Genomic DNA, 23,351 nt, shown 5'->3' with positions numbered 1-23,351 from the left:
CGCGAAAGCCGGATCCAGCGCCTCCTTAAAAAAAGGATCGCCTACCAAAATCTTTAAGGTTATGAAATTAACTACCTTACTATTAACGGCCGCTTTTATTCATGCCCAGGCCACCAGTATGGCGCAAAACGTCACTATTTCAGGCAGGAACCTGAGTTTAAAACAGGTGTTTGCTGTCATTAAAAAACAGACGGGCTATGTGTTGCTTAACCAGAAAGGAGTGCTGGCCGATTCCAGGCCGGTATCGCTGTCTGTTAAGGACCAGCCCCTCACAGACCTGTTAAACGATATTTTTAAAACCCAGCCATTGGAGTATGTGATAGAGGGCAAAACGATCCTTGTTTCCCGGAAAGTGGCGCCCGCAGCTCCTGTTAAAACGCCTTCTCCTTCCGCTTCCTATATTAACACGCTTATTCCTGTAAGAGGTATTGTCCGCTCTTCCGACGGACAACCTCTGGCGGGAGTGAACGTGGTAATAACCGGTACAAAGAAAGGCACTACTTCCACGGCTAATGGCTATTTTTCCATTGATGCCAGTGAGGGAGATGTGCTTAAGATATCTGCCGTAGGATTCGCTCCGCTCACCCTTCGTTTCACAGGTGATCATGTACAGGTGGTGAATGCCGGGCAGCAGGATAAGGAGGAGAATACTTCCCGGGCCGGTTCCTCGAAACTGGTATCCGGAAATCCTTCGGCGCTCATCATACAGCTTGCTGTGAGCACTTCTCCTATTGATGAAGTACAGATAACTGCCTATGGTACCACTACAAAAAGATTTAACGCGGGTAACATTACTACTATTACAGCTAAAGAAATAGCCAAGAACCCGGTAAACAATGTGCTGGAAGCATTACAGGGCAAAGTACCGGGTCTGTTTATACAACAGGTGACCGGTCAGCCGGGAGGCGCTTTTACCATCAGGATGCGCGGCTCCGCCAATCTTACCACCGGCGCCACACAGCCGCTGATCATTGTGGATGGCGTACGTTTTCCCGGTGGCACATTGCCCCTTTCTACCAACACCGCCTATGGTACGCAGGATTTCCTGCAGGGCGGCAGCGGCTTAAACTACATCAATCCAAACGATATTGAAAGCATCGATGTGCTCAAAGATGTGGATGCCACCGCTATCTATGGCTCTTCCGGCGCCTATGGCGTAATTCTCATCACCACAAAAAAATCCAGGTCGGCCCAGCAATCCTTTAACGCCAATATCTATACAGGCGTATCGGTCAGCGGCCAAACGCCTCCCCTGCTTAATACCCAGCAATACCTGATGCTGCGCCGCGAAGCAATAAAGAATGATGGCCTGGATATATCTGCCAGCGATAATGACCTGAATGGTACCTGGCCGGCCGACCGCTACACGAACTGGAGAAAGGAGTTTATGGGAAAGTCCGCAGCCACCACCAATGCCAATCTCACTTACAGCGGCGGCGCGCAGAACACTACTTATCTTATCAGCGGAAGTCTCCGTGATATGGGTAACATCCAGCGCCATAAAGGATCAAACAGGGATGGCTCTCTCAGGTTTTCATTAAACACAAACTCGGCAAACAATAAATTCACGATGGGCATTACCGGTACTTATCTCTCCTCCAAAAATGATATGGTGCCATACGACTTCTCCGTTAGCGCGCTCACACCGCCCAATGCGCCGCCGGCTTATAATAAAGACGGCAGCCTCAACTGGGCATCCATCGGGAATGACGTTAACAGCAGCGGCACCGCAAGTAATGCAAACAGGTTGTATAAAAACGTGACCAATAACCTGCTTGCCAATGCTACACTTACCTACAAACCTGTTAAGAAGGTGACCCTTCGCAGTATTTTCGGGTATAATACGATTTCCGGGAAAGAACTGATCGGCTATCCCACTTCTACCATTAATCCTACCAACACCCAGGCAGCTACGCAAACAGTAGGTATTCTTCACCAGTATAATACCCGCTCTATCACTATTTCACCTTATGGCGAATACAATACCTTAATTGGTAAGAAAGGTGATCTGAGTATTAAACTGGGCGGTGAAGTGAACAACCAGGTAACCTATTTTGATGAGATCACCGGGAAAGGTTTTCCATCAGATGCTTTGCTGAACAATCCTTCCGCCGGGTCTACCGTAACAACCGATTATAATCTCACCGAGTACAGGTCTATCGGTATGTATGGGATTATAAAATTTGTTTGGGATGATAAATATATTATCGATATTAATACACGGAGGGATGGTTCCACTAAATTCGGCCCGGGGCGCCGTATAGGAAATTTTGGTTCTGCAGCGCTGGCCTGGATCTTCAGCGGGGAAAAGCTGGTAAAGGACAACCTGCCCTGGCTCAGCTTTGGTAAGTTAAGAGTGAGCAGCGGCGTAGTAGGCGGCGATGCCATTGGCGACTTCCGCTATCTTGGTACTTATAGTGTGACCGGTGGCTCCTATGATGGTAAGGTAGGATTATCTCCCAACTCCCTTCCCAATCCCCTGTTGAACTGGGAACGTAACTTTAATTCAGAAGCCGGCCTGGAGCTGGGTTTCTTCAACGACAGGATTACAACCGATGTTAGTTATTATCATAACCGCGCCGGCAACCAGCTGCTCGGACAGCCCCTGTCGAGCGTTACGGGTTATACCAGCTATACCCTGAACTCTGATGCGCTGATCCGCACCAGTGGCTGGGAAGCCAGTCTTAGCACCACCAATATCAAAAGCAAAAATTTTACCTGGTCAACACGGTTCAACATTTCTGTACCAAAGAGCAAGCTGCTGCGGCTTCCATCTCAAAGTAACCAGAATTCGAACTATGTGCTGAACAAACCGGTTACCGGGATATTACTTTATAAATACAACGGGGTAAACCCTGAAACAGGCTACTACAGCTTCACTGATGCAAAAGGCAATGTTTCAGATTTCACAGGAGGATTAACACGGGCAGATAAAACTGAATTTGTAGACCTGGCCCCGAAATATTTCGGGGGACTGCAAAACTCCTTTACCTATAAGCGGCTCACCTTCGACTTTTCATTCAGCTTTACCAGCCGGACAGGTAAAAACTTCCTTGGACAAACTGCCTTTCCTTTTGGCTTATACGGCCTGAATGGGTCCACCATGTGGCTGCGCCGCTGGCAGCAACCGGGTGATGTAACCGATATTCCCAAACTAAGCTCCCAGTTCACCAGCATATTCCGGCAGTGGCTACTGCAGGAAAGTACCGGGGCATACAGCAATGCTACTTATGCAAGGCTGCAAAACGTAAGCATACGCTATAGCTTCAGCCCTGAAGTAAATAAAATGCTGCATCTGAAAAACCTGTCGGTTTACCTCCAGGGACAAAACCTGCTTACCATTTCCAACTTCGACGGCCTCGACCCGGAGAACCTGAACGCCGGCGTAATTCCTCCATTGCGCGTATTTACAGCCGGAATTAATGTAACACTTTAATGTAGAGAAAATGAAGATGATATTTCATACTGATCATAGCTTACCAAAATGCCTGCTTGCTGCTGCAGCGATGCTTACCTTCACGCTAAGCAGCTGTGAATCCTACCTGGACGGCACTCAGCTGCCCGCCAACACCATTGCGGCTGCCGATGTTTATTCCAACGACAACATGGTGTCCACGGTTGTTACAGGCCTTTACCTGGCCATGAACAGCTCCGGCCCTTTTACCGGCAACGCGAGCGGCAATATAGGTTATACCATGGGCTTGTATACCGATGAGCTCAAAAGCCTGCTGTCTGGTAACTTTGCAGATGTGTTTTATAAAAATGCGGTTCAAAGCGGGCAAAGCGGCAACTGGGCAGATTTGTATAAGCAGCTTTTCACAGTTAACACCGCTATTGATGGTATCAATACCAGCAAAGGCAACCTGGTTTATAAAGATCAATGGCTGGGCGAGTGCTATTTCCTCCGCGCGTATTTCTACTATTACCTGGTCAATATCTACGGACCTGTACCGCTTGCGCTAACAAACGACTACGCAATAAACAACCGGTTGTCGCGCGCACCGGAAGCAGATGTATACAAGCAGATCATTGCCGATCTTAAAATGGCGCAATCGCTGCTGAGCGATGAATATAAAAACGGTTATGGCATCACCACTCCTAATCGATTTCGCCCTAATAAAGCGGTAGCTACAGCCATGCTGGCCAGGGTATACCTGTATGCGAAAGACTGGGCCAATGCAGAGGCGCAGGCTACTGCACTGATCGGCAACACGAATTATGAGATGCCTGCGCCGGATAAGGTATTCCTTGCCAACAGCAAAGAAACCATCTGGGCGCTGGCTACCAACAACCCGAAAACAACCAGTGAATATTCCTACTACAATAATGGCATGCCGGCTACTATCACGCCGCCGCAAACACCTGCTTCCTCCAGCGTTTTCGTGGCGCTGAGCAGCATTTTGCTCAATACCTTTGAGAACGGGGACCAGCGTTTTACCAGTTGGACGCGTACCTCAACGGTTGCCGCCACTTCTACCAGTCCGGCGGTCACTTACTACTTCCCCGCCAAATATAAATCTGCCGTACCCAATGCAGAATACCAGGTGCTGCTGCGGCTTTCGGAACAATACCTGATCCGTGCAGAAGCGAGGGCCATGCAAAATAAAAGCACTGCAGTGGAAGACCTGAACGTTGTACGCCTGCGTGCCGGGCTGCAAGCCTTACCCAACAGCAACCAGGCTGTTCTCGTTGCCGCCATTGCCCGGGAACGGCAAACGGAACTGTTCACAGAAAGCGGCCACCGTTTCTTCGACCTGAAACGTACCGGTACCATTGATGCCGTAATGGCTGTTGTAGCGCCCATCAAATTAACCACCTGGAAAAGTTACATGGCGTATTGGCCTATTCCGCCCGGCGACCTGCTGCAAAATCCTAACCTTACTCCCAACCCGGGATATCTTCAATAAATAATACCGGAACAGGATAGCAAAACTGCTGTCCTGTTCTTCTCAACAAAATCTTTTTATGAAAAAAAATATTTTCATTGCCGCCCTGCTGGCGCCCGGACTTGCATTTGCACAATCCGGTAAATACACGCTGACTGTCAGGCTCAACACCACCGCAACACCTGCAAAGGCTTACCTGGTAAAAGATTACGGATGGAACAACCAGCAGCTTCTCGATTCGGTAATGCCTCATAAAGGTATTTATACTTTTAACGGACAGGTAGATGAACCTTCAAAAGTAACTGTGCTCATTGATCATGACGGAGGAGCAGCCCGAAAATGGACAAAGACAGCCGATGTTATTGACTGCTACCTGGAAAAAGGCCGTATAGACATTACCGGTACAAGCACTGTCAAAAACGCTACCGTTAAAGGCGGACCTGTAAACAACGACTACAAGCGATACAAACAAACGGTACTGCTTTATATGGATCAGATGAGCAGGTCCATGGATTCCATATTCCGTACCGCATCAGACCAACGGAAAAAAGACCCTGCACTGATGGATAGCGTGATGAAACAATACCGGGAAGTTTCAAAGAAAACGGATTCCCTGAAATATGTTTTCATCCGCCGCAATCCAGCCTCTTATATCAGCCTGTTTACCCTGGTGGAAGTGGCCGGGAATGATATAGATGTACCCCGTATTAAGCCGATCTTCCAAACGCTTTCTCCTGTATTGCAGCACAGCAATAGCGGTAAACGATTTGCGGAAATACTGTACGACCTGGGCCCCCTTTCCATTGGAGCAATTGCCCCTGATTTTACACAAAACGATGTAAACGACAAACCTGTAAAGCTTTCTGATTTCAGGGGGAAATATGTACTGGTGGATTTCTGGGCCTCCTGGTGCGGGCCATGCCGGGCTGAAAACCCGAACCTGGTTAAAGCATACCACAAGTTCAGGGATAACAACTTTACCGTACTTGGTGTTTCGCTGGATCAACCCGGAAAAAAAGCAGCATGGCTTGGAGCGATTGAAAAAGATGGTTTACCATGGACCCAGGTTTCCGATCTGCAATTCTGGAAAAATGCCGCCGCGAAGTTGTACCAGGTGCACTCGATACCTCAGAATTTCCTGATTGATCCCGGTGGGAAGATTGTGGCAAAGAACCTGCGGGGAGAGATGTTGGAAGAGAGGCTTGGAGAGATATTGGGGAGATGATAAGAGGTTATTTGTATGACGTGTGTTAGTTAATTTTTTTTACTAACACACGTATCTCTAACATTCAGAATATTCGGCTGAGAATACACCGTTTAACGCGTACAGCTTATCAAGACTGATCTCTGTCTGATCCTCCAGCTTTAACCAGCGTTTGCCATCGCGTTCAAAAATACTTACTATTATTCCATTGGCACGTGTAACCCCATTGTCTTCATAAAGAATAGCAGCCTGCTCTTTCTTTTCGAAAAGCTGGAAAACGAAAGGATAAAAGTCACCACCTTTAGGTAAAGTTATTCTTGTGTCCATTTAAAGGGTATTAAGTGATGAATGTTGTTTCCTTATACAAAGTTCGGAAAAAATTTGTTTCCATAGCTAAAAGCTGTTCAGTGTTGCTAGCGTAAGAAAAATAAATATCGCTATTACGTAGTACTATCTTTGGCAGTTGAAGCCACATGATGCAACATCTGATAAATTCCCTTATATGCTTCTCCTTTCTCTGACTTTATGATATAGCTTTTACCATTAGTATCTTTTAAAACAAGGCGTGTAAATGCAGTTTTATCTATTACCCCATCTTTATATTCCTCATAAAGTGCAATACCTACTTCAATCAGCTCCCGATAGGGTATAAACAATGTTGCTCCATTTTTCTCTTCTATGATCCGGTCACCCGTTACTAACAACCAATTTGATTCATCTTGCTTAAAACATAATAACGGTTGCTCACCGGTTTTTAAAAAAGTAAATTGATGATGAAAGTCAGGGCTGTTTTCATTGTTGATTATTTTAGTCATTAACCCTTCACCGCCTTTTCTTCTGAAGATTGATAATAATTTAGATGGTTTATATTTTTTGTCTTTCATAAAATGATATAATCAGTTATTTCAGATAACTTCAAAAAAGAATATCTTCATCTGCTTCATTACACAATGAGGCTTTAATTGTTCAAGATAATTTTTTTTACAATAAAAGATGAATGAGCGCATAGATACTTCTCGCATACTTAAGAGTCGTCTATATGTAGTACTCATCATATAGTCCTCATATACTCTTCATACAGCAATCACGCACTAATGATGCAATTTCAATGCTTAGTGCATGCACTTACCCAATTTACGGGTCACGAGAACCGGCAATAAGCGGCAAAACCGGCGGGTTGATTTTACCACTTATTGCCTGGATGGTAATTTAGCGGTAGACTTTATTTCAATTCGTATACCGGTATCTGTTGCAATTATCCGTAGAGTGGCACCTGAGCGCCTTCGGCGGATCATGAGAGCATTGCAATGCTAATATATTGTATTCATTTTTTCTCAATCACCAATTCTGCAGCTCCTCCAATCGGAAAAAAATGCAGTAATGCTTTCAATATTTTCTATACGCTTCATGATGCCCTAAAGTTAATATAGCGGGCTCACATCTGGCAGAACAACCGTTAATTACTACTAACCAACGTTAAACAGTGTTAAGGACCCCAACCATTAAAACACACCTAAATCCAATACTATCAAGCCATACCAGCCGCCAACTTATCCTGCAGCCCCTCAGCCTCTGCTTCTCTCTCCTTAAACTTCCATTCCCGCTAACCATCTAAAAACTATATGTCGAACTGGTTTCTGTAGTTAACACCAGGAACATTAATTCATTCAAAACTAAAAACACACAATTATGATGAAGCATTTTCTTGTAGCAGGTTTGTTAATGACAACACTGGTTTCTGTAAAATCTTATGCACAGCAACCGCAACAGCCACAGCAACACGACCGGGAAGGATTCTTTAAGAAGATTGATACAGACGGGGATGGTAAACTGAGCAAAACGGAAGTAGATGCAGCGGCTAAAGACAATAAGCGGCTTTCCAAAATAAGCGAAAACTTCGCCGCTATTGATACTAACAAGGATTCTTTTCTTGACAAAGATGAGCTGAAGGCATATAGAAAAAGTCAGGGACCACGCAAAAAAGAGGACGGTAATAAATAGCACAAAAAAGTGGCAGTTATCCGGATCACCGGACAACTGCCCTCTTTACTCTTTATCTCAATCAAGTGAAGCCTTGTAGCGCTCCAGTGCTTCCATAAAGTAATAGTCCGCATACACCAGCGGCACATCAATCTCCGTATTATGCGGAATGCTTCCCACGCTATGCATCAGTATAAAATTACCGTTCTTCCCTTCCGGCGCCCTGTATGCAGCACTTGCCAGTGAATGCAGTATGGCGATGGCCGCCTTACGGTAGCCCTCTCCCTTGCTCTTATCTACATAACCACTCAATTCAAATAATGCCGACGACACGATAGCGGCAGCAGAAACATCCCGGTATTTTGTTTTTACGCGGTTGGCATTGGAACGTATGCCAGGTTGATACCCTGCTTCCTCTGCGTTGAAATCCCAATAAGGCACTTTGTCTTCCGGCAGATTTTTATTATCCAGGAACCAATCCGCCATCCCGGCTGCTGTTTTAAGAAAACGGGGATCATGCGTTTCCCGGTAGATCATGGTAAAACCATAAATGCCCCATGCCTGGCCGCGCGACCAGGTAGAATTATCTGCATAGCCCTGCGCGGTTTCCCGGGCCAGTACCTTACCATTGGTGGTATCGTAGCATACTACATGATAGGAACTGTAATCGGGCCGTACCTGGTTGTGCATGGCTGTTTCTGCATGGCTCACCGCTATGTGGCGGAAGCTGGTATCGCCCGTTTCCCTGGAAGCAAAGAACAACAGCTCCAGGTTCATCAGGTTGTCGATGATCACAGGATAGTAATACATCTGCTGGCCATGCCAGGATTTAAAGGCGTTCCATGACTTAATGCTCCGGGTTACAGGGTTAAAGCGGGTGCTGAGTGAGCGGGCGCCCTGGATGAGGATATCGCGGTATGTTTTGTTACCGGTAAGACGGTAAGCATTACCATAGCTGCAATACATCATGAAGCCAAGATCATGGTGTTGGGTAAAATCCTTCAGCGGCTCCAGTTTCTCTGTCCATTTAACAGCCTCCCGCTGCCATACAGGATCTTTGGTTTGCTCATAGGCATACCAGAGCGAGCCCGGGAAAAAACCAGGCGTCCAGTCGTACATAGAGGTGGTGATCATTTTTCCCTCTTTATTGGTAGTACGGGGAAATGCCAGTCGCTCCCGCGATTCCGTATCCTTCAGCATATGCTTCAGCTGTTGCCTCGCAAAGCCTGCATTACTGTCTACAAAGTCTTTCTCACCGCCGGCAATGAAAACACTCAGTCCGGCGGTTAAGATGAAATAAAACAATGGTTTCATATGCTATGGTATCACTTTAATGATAAACTCCCGTATTACACGCCTTTCTTCATCCAGCGTATGGTTAAATGCTACAAAGGTGGCCTTGTACACACCGGCAGCAGGGTATGCGTAGGCATATTCCGCTTTATCAGGCTCATTGATACTTTTGATGCCTGTGCTTACATCTCCCGGAACCCGGCCTGCATACAATGGTTTGGTCACCACCCAGCTGGTATTGGTAGCTGCCGCGGCATCGCCGCCTGTGATCTTAAGATCAGTGGCAGATGCCGTCCAGCGCCCGCTGGCGGGATTCCATACATTGCCGTAACGGGTCCAGTAAGCTACATCTGTGGAGAAGGAGCTTAAGGATACTGTTTTCTCAGGCAATACATTGTTCACTGCAAATTGGGTGATCGTCCAGGTGCGTTGTGTGGAACCGGTTACGCCGCTGTATTTGAAAGCAATGAAGAGTGAATCGTTTTCATTGGCCAGCAGGTCGGTCAGGTCTGCGGTGTCAAAAGGCACTTCAGTGGTACCGGTCGCCAGCGTGCCGCGGTTACTGATATCTGTCCAGGCGGCATTCACTACAGCAGCAGAATCAAGCCCCGCCAGTTTGTTGGTAGCCAGCACCTGCAGGGTATTAGTTTGTGAGCCGTATTGTGCTTTTGAAGAAAAGCTAAGGGTGATGTGGCCCAGTTTATAGGCTGCAGCGCGCCCATCGTAACGCTTGCCGGGCTCCCCGGAATAGAAGGTGATATTACCTACGGTACCATTGAATTTAAAACGGGTAGTATCGCCAAGGCGGTAGGTGAAGGTATCTGCCACCAGTCGTGCAGGATCAAGCGAAACATTAAAATCAGGTGTATCTACTTCCAGTTTTTTGGAACAGGCCACGGCACAGCAGCACAGCAGTATGAGGAATGATTTTTTCATGTTTGTTTTTTTTAGATTTACCAGCCTTCGTTTTGTACCAGTAAGCGGTTAAGATTAAGCTCATAAGTAGGCTTGGGCAACATTACATGCCTGCTGCTCACGTTGCGTATTCCCTGTAAACCGTTGGGGTTACCGGTAGAAGTGACCCCTGCCCCGTTGGAAGTGGCCCAGGCAGCGAAGTTCTGCATGTCTGCCACAAAATTTCCCCAGCGGATCAGGTCTGCTTTCCTTACGGCTTCAAAACATAGCTCACGCATCCTTTCATCGCGGATGGCCAGCTGGAATGCATCTTTGCTAAGGCCGGGTGTAAGATCGGATTCGTTGCCGGTGGTAATGGCTGCCGTTGCAGTGGCGGCTATGCCGGCATAGGTAAATACTGCGCCGGTCACTGCGGCATCGGAGGCGCCGGAAGTATTTGTTGGCGCTGTATTGGTGGAGGTGCCTGCCGTTGTTACCGTATACAGGTTACCGTTATTGGTGACCTGTGTTCCCTTGGCATAGCTGACACCTGGTGTCCAGAAAGTGCCGATTACTACCACAGGTGCGGAAGTATAATAGGAACCTGCTGTTAAAGCCCCGGGGCTGTTCAGGTAAATACCTGTTACCTTGCCTTCGGCAATGATGGCCGTGCCGGTAGCGCCATTGCCACCACCGCCGGTGATGCTCACTGCAGGGGCTTTAGTATAGCCGCTACCTGTGCCCGTCATGGTAATGGATTTTACTACATTGCCATTCATCAGCCCATACCCTCTTTTCCGTACCTGGTTAATGTAGGTATATGCGTTCGTAGGCCCGTTCACGTAGTTCTCAGCTTCTGCGCGCATCAGCAGTACATCTGAATAACGGATCATGGGCCAGTTGATATTATAGGTACCGCCTACCCCATTGGTATTGCGGATAGCCTGCGGCACATATTCCCTTCTGAACTTACCGGCGCACATCTGCCAGGGATTGGAACGGGCTGCTTTTACACGGGGATTGGTACCACTGTAAATGTAGTTGGCGCAGTTCCAGTCGCGGCGTATATCCAGCGAAGGCTTGTTAGGACCGGCACTGCTGTTGGGATCCGTTTCATAGGAGTCGAACAGTTTTTTGGTAACCCATACCCATGCCGCGGAATTGTAGGAAGTGGAATCCAACGCAGTAAGCGTAGATTGTATCCCCACAAAGTTGCCGATATCATTACCTGATTTGTTCACCACTCCTGCGGCGGCGCCAAGGGAGCCCAGCTCCCAGATATTTTCCCTTACATCGTACTGGTCGGTGGCAAGGTTGATAAATACCTGGCGGTAATCGGGATTCAATGCATGAAGACCAGATGTGATCACTTTGTCGGTATATGTGATCACATCCTGGTATTTGGCGGTGTTATTCTGCGGATAACCTGCCCAGTAAAGATACACGCGCGCCAGCATTGCCTGCACGGCGGTGAGTGTTACCACATCGTTGAATTTTGCCTGGGTTACGGTGTAATCTTTCAGCAGTGTTTCTGCCTCTTTCATATCCTTTTCCACCTGTGCATACACATCTCCCTGCTTTACGGGAGGAATGTTTACATCGTCTATAGCAGGCGTGTGGAGCACTACCGGCACATCTCCATAATTACTGGTAAGAATAAAGTACAGGAACCCACGGAGGAACAATGCCTGTCCTTTGATAATATTCCTGCGCCCTTCATCCATTGCAGGCTTATTGATGTTGTCCAGCAAGGTGTTGAGGTTGTTGATGCCCACATAAGCATAACGCCATATGTTGGCGATATGTACCAGGGAAGCATCGTAATTATAACGCAGACCGCGCGCATCACCATCTGCCGTGCGGTTCGACATTACCTCATCTGTGGTGGATACAAAATTGAAGCCCATCACCTGCGCATACAGTTCAGGCCGCATCAGATCCCCGTACACGCCATTCAGCGCCTGCTGCAGCTGCGCTTCAATTCCGTAATAATTATCGGTGGTATAAAAATCCGTCGGTTTTGTATCGAGGAATTTTTTGCAGGAACTGAGTCCTGCTATTGCTATACATGCCAGGATGCAAATACGTTTCATGTTCATCATTTTAGAAGGTTACATTTAAACCGGTCACATAAGACAACGAGTGCGGGTAAACGGCGTAATCAAAGCCCGGGGTAAGATTACCCGGCCTGCCGTTCACTTCAGGGTCCATACCGGAGTACTTCGTCCATGTATAAATATTCTGTGCGGCGCCATAGATGCGTACGTTCTTTATCTTCGCCCGCTTCAGCAGGGAAGCCGGCACATTATATCCCAGGGAAACCGTTCTCAGTTTCAGGTAAGAGCCATCCTCAATTACGCGGGAAGAGTAAGCCGCATTACCCATACCGCCTGCGCGGAACAAGGTGTTGCTGGGGTTCGTCGGTGTCCAGCGGTTAGCATAAGTGGCAAACTGGTTAAGGTTTGGATTGTTTACAATTCCCCCTTCAAATACATACCGGTTGGCATTGATGATATCATTGCCATAAGACCATTGCAGTAATATGTTCAGATCAAAATTGCGGTAGCGGAAATCGTTACTGAAACCGCCGGTATGCTTTGGCAAACCGCTGCCGATAATAGTATAGTCCTGGTTGTTCACCTGCAGATCCCCGTTGAGATCTTTATACCTGATATCTCCCGGGCGGATGGCATTGCGCGCCGCGCCATTGGTAGGCACATCCGGTTTCAGCAGGTAGGTGCCGTTTGGCATTGCATCAAAATCGCTGTACTGGTATACCCCGTCAAACACCAGTCCGTACATCTCTCCCAGTGGCCTTCCTATTACAGAAATATAAGGGAACAGACCGGAGTAGGTAGTATTGAAAAAAGTACCGGAACCGGAAAGGATAGATTGCTGTCCTTCTGCCAGTGATTGTATTTTGTTGTTGTTAAAGCTGATATTAAAGCTGCTGTTCCAGCTGAAGTTTTTACTATCCGCAATTACACCTGAAACCGCGATCTCCAGTCCTTTGTTCTGCAACTGCCCCACGTTCTTGAATCCCTTCGCGCTCTCGATCCCGTGGGCATACGGCAATGCAGCATCCAGCAGGAGATCTTTTGTAGTGCGTATGTAGGCATCTACAGTAAGCGTCAGCCTGTTCTTCAGGAAGGCCATGTCTAAGCCGATATTGGTTTGTTCGTTGGTTTCCCAGCGCAGGTTTGCATTGCCGGAAGAAACCATTACGGCGCCGATACCTAATGGCCCATTGCCTGTGGAATACCAGTACTGGTTATTGGTAAGCTGTAATTGAGGGAGATAAGCAAAGTCGCTCACCCGGTTGTTTCCCGATGCGCCGTAACCCAACCTTATCTTCGCATCGCTGATAAACTTTACGTCTTTCATAAACGCTTCGCTGCTGAAACGCCATGCGGCGGATACCGCAGGGAAATACCCCCATTTATTACCGGCGGCAAACTTGGAAGAACCATCTGCACGGATGGAGGCAGCGAAAAGATATTTTGAATCGAAATCATAGTTCACACGCAATGCGCCGGAGCCCATGGTCCAGCGGGAGCTAAGGGAAAGCAGCGAGGTATTGGCCGGCGCTGCCAGGTCGATGGCATCCATACCCAGGTCTTCATTCGGGATCTGGTTTGCCGAGAGCCTGCGCTGCGAATTTTTATAGCCCTGCGCTTCAAATACACCGAGCACGGTAAGGTGGTGCAACTTGTTCCAGGTTTTGCGATAGGTAAGCGCGTTCTCAGAACGCCAGAGGGAAGTAGGCCGGAATTCTATACTGCCGTTCACGCCATTGGAATTCCATTTACTGCCGGATTGTGTTTTGGAATTATTGAAGATATCGATCTCCGTATTCACGGTGTTGATACCGCCTGCAATACGCAAGGTCAGGTCTTTTGTGATAGCGTATTCCGCATAAGCGTTGGCGAAAAGGTTATTCACCTTGTTCATGGTATACTGGTTCTGTATATTCTGCAACGGGTTCACGCGGTAGTCCTGGTTATTGGCCAGCTCATTGCCCGGATCATAAAACTCATCCACCAGGTTCACGGCGCTGTCGCGGCCATAAATACTGGTGGTTGGCCGGAAGCCCCAAACTGAATACAGCGTAGTGGCGGATGCATAGAAATTGGTGGCAGACACCGGGATACCATAGGTTTCATTATAGGCATAGTTGGCATTGAGCCCTACCTTTAATTTGCTGCTCACTATCTGGTCCAGTGAAAACCGGCCCTGGTAGCGTTTGAATCCGCCGTTAATAATGATCCCCTTCTGGTTATTAAAGTTACCGGAGAGGGAATACCGCGTTTTATCGTTTCCCCCGCGTACGGCAATATCGTGGTTCTGGTTCTGCCCTACCTGGTAAACAAAGTTCTGCATGTCGATGGATTCCTTATTGCGGTAATCGTCCAGCTTGGCGCCACCGGCCAGGTACACGGAATCGTAAATACCGGGATTTACATCTCCCACATACCTCACAAATTCGTAAGCATCCATCAAAGGGATCTTGTTGGGCACCTGCTGCCAGCCATAGTAGCCGTTATACGTTACCTGTGGCGCGCCTGTTTTACCTTTCTTCGTGGTGATGAGGATAACGCCGTTGGAACCACGGGCGCCGTAGATGGCGGTGGCGGAGGCGTCTTTCAATACGTCGATGGACTCGATATCAGCAGGACTGATCGCATTGGCGTTGGAGCTTTCGGTAGGGAAACCATCAATTACATACAGCGGGGAGTTATCCTGTGTGATGGAACCTGCACCGCGGATAACAATGTTGGAAATGGAGCCGGGCTGCCCATCGTTACTTGCTACTGCTACCCCTGCTACCCTGCCTGCCAGCGCTTCATCGAACGACTTTACCGGCGCTTTCTCAAAATCTTTCATGTTCACACTACCTACCGAACCGGTCAGGTCTTTACGCTGCTGGGTAGCATAGCCCACTACCACCACATCGTTGAGCGTTCCGGCCTGCTCGCTCATCCGCACATTATACTCCGTTCTGCTATCTACCACCTGTTCCACTTTTCCGAAACCGATAAACGTGAACACCAATGTGGAGCCGGGAGACGCGGAAATAGTAAAATGTCCGCTGCCATCGGTACTGGTGCCGGTCTTTTCATTCTTTACCATTACAGTTACCCCGATCAGCGGCGTACCGTCTTTGGCACTTACGGTACCTGATACTGTTTTTTTCTGCTGGGCAAAAAGGGAAAGCGGGATAAGTAAGATCCACATGACTCCCGTAAAAAAGTAATTAAAGGCAAAGCTGGACGCTCTTCCCTTACTGGTTGATTGGCATCTCTTTTTCATAATAATTGTGGAATTGAGCGGAAATACGGTTGATACACAAATATGTGATAACCAATCCGGACCACAGGGGGATAATCATAAATGATTGGGGTGAATTTTATAAAGCCCCCTTCAACCAACTGATTATCAGAATAGTAACAGGATGATTTTTATAAAAAACAGCCTTTCGGGTGAATACAATGCTTATATTAGAGGATGATTTTGAGGTGCTTCCCGTTCTTATGCCTGCTGATCCTCGCTGTTTTTACAAAAAGCAGCGGGCAGGATGTAACGTTCAATCATCTCACCGTGGAAGACGGGTTATCGCATAATGCCGTCTTATCCATTTCCCAGGATCAACAGGGTTTCCTCTGGTTTGGTACCAACTATGGTCTTAGCCGCTACGATGGGCACCGTTTCAAAATTTACCGCCACCAGGCGGACGACAGCAGCTCCCTGCCGGGCAACCAGGTAATGAGCCTGTACCGCGACCGGAAAAATGTGCTGTGGATCGGCACTACCGCCGGCCTGGCAAAATATGACCCGGTACAGGACCGCTTTGAACGTGTAGTACTTGATCCAGCTATTCCCATCAGCATCAACTGTGTGTATGAAGATACCAGGGGCCGGCACTGGTTTGGCGCCAACAACGGGCTTTATATGCGGCAGGGCAACAAACAGGAATTCTTTATCCCGGGAAAGATTGCCGGTTATGTGGTGCGTTGCGTGTATGAAGATAAAAAAGGTAATATCTGGATCGGTACCAACAACGGGCTCACGAAGATGAGCGGGAACAGCTTCACCACCTTCCGGCATGAGGACGGGCAAACTACCGGTCTTGCTATGAACTTCATTACTTCCATCACGGAAGATCCTTCCGGCAAATTATGGATTGCTACCCAAACAGGCGGTATCAATATATATGATCCCGCTACCGGGAAATTTTCACTGCTGTCGCAACCGGGCATTGTCAATAATATTGTAAGACGGGTGCTGCGCGATAAAACCGGTAATATGTGGGTAGGCACCCAGGAAGGTATCAGCATCATTGACCCGGCCAGTATGAGCAGCCGGCATTACCAGCAAAAATCCGGCAACAGCAATAGTATCAGTCAGAATTCTGTTCATAGTATTTATGAAGATAACAATGGCTCTATCTGGATGGGTACCTATTTTGGCGGTGTAAACATCGTGCATCCTTATGGCTCCCCTTTTACAGACTGGCAGCAACATCCCCCGCTGGATGGCATTAGCAATAATGTGATCAGCAGCATTCATGAAGATGCCTTTCATAATTACTGGATTGGTACCGAAGGCGGTGGCCTGATGTATTTTAACCGCGCCACCGGCAGCTTCACCCGTTATAAGCACGATGCCAATAATCCTTCCAGCCTGGGGTCCAACCTCGTGAAGGTAGTGTATGAAGATAAAGACCATAATATCTGGACCGCCACACATGGCGGAGGCTTGAACCTCCTGGAGAATGGGGGCTTCCGGCGCTTCTTTTATAATACCAAAGATGCCAACACTTTTTCACGGGAAGTGACCGCCCTGCTGGAAGACAGCCAGGGCAGGTTCTGGATAGGCACCAACAACCTGCTGCAACTCTATCACCGCAAAGGCCATGAGCTGGAAAAGCGGGCCGATTCGGCACTTACAGGCATTGCCACCCATCAGTCTGTCCGTTATATTTTTGAAGATTCACAACACCGTATCCTGGTAGGCACCATCAGCTACCTGTATGTATTTGAAGGCGATTCCGTGCGGGTGGTTCAACCCGGATACGTTAATTCCATCCAGGAAGATTCAAAGCATAACATCTGGGTGAGCATGTATTTCGGAGGGCTGATCAAATACAATTCCAACCTGGTACAACAGGTACGGTATACCGAAAAAGACGGCCTGCCGAATGACAATATCATCGGGTTGCTGGAAGATGACCAGCATTATTTATGGATCAGCACTTATAATGGCCTGGTACGTTTTGATCCCGCCCGCAATAGCTTCCGGACCTACACCACCAGGGATGGCATTGCCGGGAATGTGTTCAATTACAATTCCTTTTTGCGCGACAGTCGCGGCGAATTTCTCTTTGGCGGATACAATGGCATTACCAGTTTCTTTCCCAGCCGGATCATTACCAACACGCACCCGGCTCCCATGCGCTTTACGGGCCTTCGCCTGTTCAATAACCTGGTGGGCATCGGGCAGCACAACGGGTTGCTGGAACAGGATATCAGCTATACAAAAGCCCTGCGGTTCCACCACAATCAGGAAGTATTTACGCTGGAGTTTGCGCTGCTCAATTATGTGAAAAGCAGCAAAAACCGGTACGCATACCGGCTGGAAGGCGCGGACCGCGACTGGATAGAAACAGATAACCCCGCAGTAACGTACACGAACCTGTCGTCCGGCCATTACACTTTTTGGGTGAAAGGCGCCAACAACGATGGTATATGGAGTGAGCCTGCTAAGATGGAGATCACCATCCTGCCGCCTTTCTGGCAAACCTGGTGGGCCTATGCCATTTACCTGTTATGCCTTATCCTGTTGTTCTTCTTCGTTACCCGGTTCTTTTTCCTTTGGGCCCTGCTGCGCAAAGAAGAAGAACTGCACCAGGTAAAGCTCAACTTCTTCACACATGTATCTCACGAAATACGCACCCACCTTACCTTCCTGCTGGTGCCGGTAGAGAAAATGATGGATGTGCTGAAGAAAGATGACCCGCTGCAGTCCACCCTGTTGCAATTACGGAACAATGCCGACCGGCTGCTGAAGCTCGTGAATGAACTGATGGACTTCCGCAAGGCAGAAACCAATCATCTTAAACTGCATGTACAGGAGCAGGACCTCATCCCCTTTCTCGATCATATTTATACCAGCTTCCGGGAAATATCCCTCGACCGGAATATTACCATGGTATTCCGGCATGAGGTAGAACATGCCTGGGCGTATTTCGACCGTGAACAGCTGGAGAAAGTATTCTTTAACCTGCTCAGCAACGCCTTTAAATTCACGCCCGATGGTGGCCGCATCCAGCTGCATGTAACTGCTGCAAAACAAAATACCGTGATCACGGTTACCGACAATGGCCGCGGTATTGCCCCTGCATATCTCGACAAACTGTTCACCAACTTCTTCCAGGTACAGGATCATGGCTTACAGAATACGGGATACGGTATAGGGCTGGCGCTGTCCAAAAATATTGTAGAACAGCATAAAGGTACGCTCACGGTTGAAAGCGAACCTTCCACGCCGGAAAAAGAAGGGCGTACCTGTTTCACCGTGTCGCTCCCTGCCGGCGCCAAACATTTCGAAGGCTCCCAACATACTGTAGGCGGAACCTCTGCGGCTCCTGCCGCACTGGTAAAATCAGCTGTTGCGCCGGAAGAACCGGGTATCACGGTAACGGGTACACTACAACCTTTTACCATTCATATTGTGGAAGACAATACCGAGCTGCGCGCCCTCATCAGCCAAACCTTCAGGGATCAGTACCAGGTACTGGAAAGCGCGAACGGAGCCGATGGCCTGGCCACCGCCACTGCACAGATCCCCGACATCGTGATCAGCGATGTGATGATGCCGGAAATGGACGGCCTGCAATTTTGCCAGGCGCTTAAAACAGATGAGCGCACCAGTCATATCCCCGTAGTACTGCTTACCGCCAAAAGCTCGCAAACAGACCATGTAAGCGGGCTTGAAACCGGGGCAGACCTCTATCTCACCAAACCTTTCAGTACCAAAGTACTGGCGCTCAATGTAAGGAACCTTATTGCCTCCAGGGAAAAAATGCGGGAACATTTCAGCCGGCAGCTGCAAACAGCAGCAGTAATGCCCGATGCCTTGCCCAACAGCCTGGACAATGCCTTCCTGGAAAAAGTGATGGCCCTGGTGGAAGAACATATGGACGACCCTGAATTCGGTGTGGAAATGCTGGCCCGTAAGGTAGCCATGAGCCAGCCGGTGCTTTATAAAAAGCTGAAAGCCGTCACCAATATGTCGGTGAACGATTTTGTAAAATCGCTGCGACTGAAAAAAGCAGCCGCCCTCATACGCACCCGTCAGCATACCGTGTACCAGGTGGCGTATATGGTGGGGTACAACGACCGGAAATATTTCAGCCGTGAGTTCAAAAAACAATTCGGGAAAACGCCTTCCGAGTTTGCGGAAGCCCCTGATTTGTGAAAAATCCCCCCTTTTACTCGGAAAAACCACCCCTCCCGGTAAGCGGGGATCATTAGATTTGTTACAAATCCCACTGTTATGAAAATCAGATTGCTACTCCTTTTCGGGTTGTTGGGCCTTACGCCTGTTGCGTGGGCACAAACCACCTATACCACTATTATGGACCGTATCCGGTCGGAACTGCTGTCGCAGGCCAGCAACACCACCACGCTGGACAACAATGTAAGCAGTACACTGGCTACCCTGCAATCCAACGGTTCATGGCCGGATGTGAACTATGCCTACAGTTCCACCACCTATACGGCGGATGTGCACATCAACCGGGTAAAAACTTTCGCACAGGCCTATACGAAATCAGCCAGTACGTATTACCATAGCAGTACCCTCTTCACTGCCATTGTGAACAGCCTTACTTACTGGAACACCACCGATCCGCAAAGCTGGAACTGGTACCATAACCAGATCTCCAACCCCCAACGTATCGGCGAAATCCTGATCCTGCTGGATACGGCGCCGCAAAGCCTGGGCAGCCTGCGCAATGCGCTGCTCACGCAAATGAACCGCGGCAACCCCGGTAGTCAGACCGGGGCCAACAAACTGGACGTAGCTACACATTTTATGTACAGGGCCTGTCTCACAGCCAACGATTCACTCATGCAATACAGCGTGGACCAGATATTTTACCCACTGGTGCTTACTGCCAATGAGGGCATCCAGCACGACCTGTCGTACCACCAGCATGGGCCGCAATTATACTTCTTTGGATACGGTTCCGTATTTGTAGAGGGGGAAACCAAGATGGCCTATTACCTCCGCGGCACGTCGTATGCACTTTCCGGCGCCCGCCTGTCTGTGTTCAGCAATTTTGTGCGGAACGGTTTCCTTAAAGCTATGCGTGGGCGTTATATCGATTATGGCACAAATGGCCGCAGCATCAGCCGTGTAAATAATTTAGCCGTTGGCGTTACTGCCCACCTGGAAAAGCTCAAAACGCTGGATACTGCCCATGTTACCGAATACAATGAGAACATAGCGAGGCTGAATGGCACACAGGCGCCAGGATACCTGCTTCCTGCGCTTCATTCCCATTTCTGGCGCTCCGATTACACCCTGCACCATCGCACCGGCTACCTGTTCGGCCTGCATATGACCTCTACCCGTACAGCGAAACAGGAAAACGGCAATGGAGAAAATCTGAAAGGATACTACCTGTCAGACGGCTCCACCCATATCGCCTCAAATGGCAGTGAGTATTATAATATTCCCCCCGTATGGGACTGGAGCAGGATACCCGGCACTACAGTTCCCTATATCACCTCCATCCCGCTGCGTACGCCCTGGGGCGTGAACTTTGGGACCACCACTTTTGCCGGCGGCGTTTCCGACTCGCTGTACGGCGTTTCCGCGCTTCAGTTCTCCGATTACAATACGCAGGCGCGCAAGGCCTGGTTCTTTTTTGATGATGAAGTGGTTTGTCTTGGCGCGGGGATCAGCTCCACCACTACCCAACCCATCAATACCACCGTGAACCAATGTCTTCTCAACGGTTCTGTATCCGCAAATGTAAACGGTACCGTAAGCACCATTGCCAATGGCACTTACAGTTATAACAATACACTGAAATGGATCACGCATAACGGTATCAGCTATTACTTTCCATCAGGAGGCCAGGTGCAGCTCAGCATGCAATCCCAATCCGGTACCTGGAGCAGTATCAACAATGGCGGCACTACCGCGGTACAGGATATGAATGTGTTCCTGTTGTGGTTTAACCATGGCAACACCCCTGCGAACGGCACTTATGCCTATTACATATTACCCGGGCAGAATATGGCCACGTATGATACTACCGCCGTCCGTATAGAGCAGAATACCGCCAATATGCAGGTAGTGCATCACCGCGGACTGAATATCTGGCAAATGGTATTCTACCAGGCAGGCACCTTCCATAAAGATTCGCTGACAGTTACGGTGGATCGCCCCTGTACCCTGATGCTGCGCGATGCAGGCAGTTCCGATGTAAAAGTATCCGTTGCCGATCCATCACAATCATCTTCACCGGTAACCATCCTGCTGAACCTGCCCGGTATTCCGCAAACGCGGCAACTGCTGGCCAGCCTGCCCTCCGGGCCGTATGCAGGCGCTTCCGCCATCTATCATGTAAACAACCAGACGCCTGTTTACACCGCAGCTGCAATTACTGCAGTGGCCGATGCCTATGTAAGAGGGGGCTCCGTTTACGGCAGCGTGAACTATGGCGCAGAATCGCTGGTATTAAAACAGGATGCTACCGTAAGCTATACCAGGGAAGTATTCCTGAAATTCAATGTGGGCACATTACCGGCGGGTACCAACCAGGTAAAGCTGCGGATGTATGTGAACTACGCAAACACCGGTATTGCTACTGTGCCCTGGATTGCGCAGTATGTGAGCAACGACAGCTGGACAGAAACCGGCATCACCTATAACAATATGCCCGCAGCTACCAGCGCGGTAGATACTATCATGGGACGCTCCGCCGGGAACTTTGCAGAATGGGATGTCACTAATATCGCGCTCTCCCAGCAGGCCGCAGATGGCGTGCTTACTTTAAAGCTGGTATCCGGGCTGGCGGGCGCCACTACTGACGCCATCTTTACTTCCCGCGAAAACAGCGACTCCACGCGGCGACCAATGCTGATTTGCAGCACAGGCACTACATTGCGGAAAATGATGAGCGCAAATGTAAACGAGGAAAAAACAGACGGCGTAAGCATTTATCCCAATCCTGCAGGCGCCATCGTTTATGTAAATACCACCGGGCACTGGATGAAAGCAGCATTACATGATAGCGCCGGTAAGGCAATAAAAGCAGAGCGACTGGATGGCCGGCAGCAGTTTGAAATACAACTTGGTGATATCAGGCCCGGGATGTATTTACTGGTGCTAAGCGGGCAGGGAAAACAACTGGTGAAAAAGATCGTAAAGATGTAGTAACTGCTTTAAAAAAAGGGACAGTCATCCGCGTTGGATGACTGTTCCCTTTTTAAATTCATTTTCTTCTCAGGCATATTGCTGAAGCCACACCTTAGCTTCTTCATCATTACTGAATGATTTCATGGGAATAGGCGGCGCTTTTAGCTTAAACAAAATATTCATGATCAGCTTTGCAAGGCCAGGCTTGGAAACCATGGCCATGGCGGTGTATACATGAGGTAATTGCTCCGTGGAAAATTTTCTTGTTGCTTTATCAGGAACAGGAGAATTTGTGAGATAGATCAGCAAGGGCACTTTTTTATTTCCTGTGATTTCCTTTACCAGCCTGATATTATTTGAAATATTCTCTACTGTTCTCAGGATGCTTTTAGAATAGGAATATAAAATGCCGGTATGCTGATCATAGTAGTAATCAGCTATTTCTCCTTTGATAAGGGGGAGATTGTTGGGAGGGTAACGCTTTTCTCTCATTGCCTGAATTTTTTATAAAGATAAAAACCCAGGACATTGTGAAGTATTTAAAATGATATTTCAAGGGGCATAACCGGACAATGTAAGCTGCACCCACGCTTTGGTTACAACAACCACTGGTTTGGTTAGCTCCGCCGGGCTTATTGTTTGGAAATTTGTGTAAACAAATA

13 protein-coding genes are annotated in these 23,351 nt (G+C 48.5%); 6 read left to right on the top strand and 7 right to left on the bottom strand.

Features of this window, described 5'->3' with window-relative positions:
• Positions 1 to 61 precede the first annotated feature (61 nt).
• From FN124_RS29260 to FN124_RS29250, 3 genes are read left to right on the top strand one after another with little or no spacing between them, the layout of a single operon-like run.
• Entirely contained in the window at positions 62 to 3,436 is a 3,375-nt protein-coding gene (locus tag FN124_RS29260) for a SusC/RagA family TonB-linked outer membrane protein (RefSeq protein ID WP_185937448.1), read from the top strand.
• Positions 3,437 to 3,446: 10 nt separating this feature from the next.
• Positions 3,447 to 4,907: a RagB/SusD family nutrient uptake outer membrane protein gene (locus FN124_RS29255; protein WP_142688338.1), complete on the top strand. Its 1,461-nt coding sequence runs from the start codon at positions 3,447 to 3,449 to the stop codon at positions 4,905 to 4,907.
• Positions 4,908 to 4,965: 58 nt separating this feature from the next.
• Entirely contained in the window at positions 4,966 to 6,111 is a 1,146-nt protein-coding gene (locus tag FN124_RS29250) for a TlpA disulfide reductase family protein (protein WP_142688337.1), read from the top strand.
• Between the two features lie 57 nt (positions 6,112 to 6,168).
• Here the strand turns inward: FN124_RS29250 and FN124_RS29245 are convergent, their stop codons facing one another.
• The gene (locus FN124_RS29245; protein ID WP_142688336.1) at positions 6,169 to 6,417 is read right to left on the bottom strand and encodes a hypothetical protein; all 249 of its coding nucleotides are present in this window, start codon (positions 6,415 to 6,417) and stop codon (positions 6,169 to 6,171) included.
• A 113-nt stretch (positions 6,418 to 6,530) separates the two neighbouring features.
• Positions 6,531 to 6,974: a hypothetical protein gene (locus FN124_RS29240; RefSeq protein WP_142688335.1), complete on the bottom strand. Its 444-nt coding sequence runs from the start codon at positions 6,972 to 6,974 to the stop codon at positions 6,531 to 6,533.
• Between the two features lie 805 nt (positions 6,975 to 7,779).
• On the opposite strand from FN124_RS29240, the gene FN124_RS29235 reads away from it, so the two are divergent.
• On the top strand, positions 7,780 to 8,091 hold the full coding sequence (locus FN124_RS29235; protein ID WP_142688334.1) for an EF-hand domain-containing protein: 312 nt from the start codon (positions 7,780 to 7,782) through the stop codon (positions 8,089 to 8,091).
• A 57-nt stretch (positions 8,092 to 8,148) separates the two neighbouring features.
• Here FN124_RS29235 and FN124_RS29230 read toward each other — a convergent pair whose 3' ends face one another.
• Genes FN124_RS29230 through FN124_RS29215 form a run of 4 tightly spaced genes read right to left on the bottom strand, consistent with a single transcriptional unit; the run spans position 8,149 to position 15,492 of the window.
• On the bottom strand, positions 8,149 to 9,384 hold the full coding sequence (locus FN124_RS29230) for a glycoside hydrolase family protein (RefSeq protein ID WP_142688333.1): 1,236 nt from the start codon (positions 9,382 to 9,384) through the stop codon (positions 8,149 to 8,151).
• Positions 9,385 to 9,387: 3 nt separating this feature from the next.
• Positions 9,388 to 10,299: a DUF5017 domain-containing protein gene (locus tag FN124_RS29225; protein ID WP_142688332.1), complete on the bottom strand. Its 912-nt coding sequence runs from the start codon at positions 10,297 to 10,299 to the stop codon at positions 9,388 to 9,390.
• A 17-nt stretch (positions 10,300 to 10,316) separates the two neighbouring features.
• Entirely contained in the window at positions 10,317 to 12,350 is a 2,034-nt protein-coding gene (locus tag FN124_RS29220) for a RagB/SusD family nutrient uptake outer membrane protein (RefSeq protein WP_185937447.1), read from the bottom strand.
• A gap of 10 nt (positions 12,351 to 12,360) precedes the next feature.
• Positions 12,361 to 15,492, bottom strand: a complete 3,132-nt coding sequence (locus FN124_RS29215; protein WP_185937446.1) for a SusC/RagA family TonB-linked outer membrane protein — start codon at positions 15,490 to 15,492, stop codon at positions 12,361 to 12,363.
• Between the two features lie 270 nt (positions 15,493 to 15,762).
• On the opposite strand from FN124_RS29215, the gene FN124_RS29210 reads away from it, so the two are divergent.
• A complete protein-coding gene (locus FN124_RS29210) occupies positions 15,763 to 19,734 on the top strand; it encodes a two-component regulator propeller domain-containing protein (RefSeq protein ID WP_142688330.1) in 3,972 nt (1,323 codons plus the stop codon).
• Between the two features lie 78 nt (positions 19,735 to 19,812).
• A complete protein-coding gene (locus FN124_RS29205; RefSeq protein WP_142688329.1) occupies positions 19,813 to 22,707 on the top strand; it encodes a polysaccharide lyase family 8 super-sandwich domain-containing protein in 2,895 nt (964 codons plus the stop codon).
• 69 nt (positions 22,708 to 22,776) lie between these two features.
• On the opposite strand, the gene FN124_RS29200 is transcribed toward FN124_RS29205, so the two are convergent.
• Positions 22,777 to 23,181, bottom strand: a complete 405-nt coding sequence (locus FN124_RS29200) for a SpoIIAA family protein (RefSeq protein WP_142688328.1) — start codon at positions 23,179 to 23,181, stop codon at positions 22,777 to 22,779.
• Positions 23,182 to 23,351: the final 170 nt, after the last annotated feature.

It is taken from the genome of Chitinophaga polysaccharea, assembly GCF_902150045.1.
Lineage (GTDB): Bacteria > Bacteroidota > Bacteroidia > Chitinophagales > Chitinophagaceae > Chitinophaga > Chitinophaga polysaccharea_A.
Note: the sequence above shows the minus strand (reverse complement) of the source record. Positions and strands in the feature narration are given on the sequence as shown.

Excerpts from the sequence above, each read along its gene's own strand:
- FN124_RS29210 (WP_142688330.1), top strand. The coding sequence starts at position 15,763 with ATGATTTTGAGGTGCTTCCCGTTCTTATGCCTGCTGATCCTCGCTGTT.
- FN124_RS29235 (WP_142688334.1), top strand. The coding sequence starts at position 7,780 with ATGATGAAGCATTTTCTTGTAGCAGGTTTGTTAATGACAACACTGGTT.
- FN124_RS29230 (WP_142688333.1), bottom strand. The coding sequence starts at position 9,384 with ATGAAACCATTGTTTTATTTCATCTTAACCGCCGGACTGAGTGTTTTC.
- FN124_RS29250 (WP_142688337.1), top strand. The coding sequence starts at position 4,966 with ATGAAAAAAAATATTTTCATTGCCGCCCTGCTGGCGCCCGGACTTGCA.
- FN124_RS29245 (WP_142688336.1), bottom strand. The coding sequence starts at position 6,417 with ATGGACACAAGAATAACTTTACCTAAAGGTGGTGACTTTTATCCTTTC.
- FN124_RS29200 (WP_142688328.1), bottom strand. The coding sequence starts at position 23,181 with ATGAGAGAAAAGCGTTACCCTCCCAACAATCTCCCCCTTATCAAAGGA.
- FN124_RS29255 (WP_142688338.1), top strand. The coding sequence starts at position 3,447 with ATGAAGATGATATTTCATACTGATCATAGCTTACCAAAATGCCTGCTT.
- FN124_RS29225 (WP_142688332.1), bottom strand. The coding sequence starts at position 10,299 with ATGAAAAAATCATTCCTCATACTGCTGTGCTGCTGTGCCGTGGCCTGT.
- FN124_RS29215 (WP_185937446.1), bottom strand. The coding sequence starts at position 15,492 with ATGTGGATCTTACTTATCCCGCTTTCCCTTTTTGCCCAGCAGAAAAAA.
- FN124_RS29220 (WP_185937447.1), bottom strand. The coding sequence starts at position 12,350 with ATGAAACGTATTTGCATCCTGGCATGTATAGCAATAGCAGGACTCAGT.
- FN124_RS29240 (WP_142688335.1), bottom strand. The coding sequence starts at position 6,974 with ATGAAAGACAAAAAATATAAACCATCTAAATTATTATCAATCTTCAGA.
- FN124_RS29205 (WP_142688329.1), top strand. The coding sequence starts at position 19,813 with ATGAAAATCAGATTGCTACTCCTTTTCGGGTTGTTGGGCCTTACGCCT.
- FN124_RS29260 (WP_185937448.1), top strand. The coding sequence starts at position 62 with ATGAAATTAACTACCTTACTATTAACGGCCGCTTTTATTCATGCCCAG.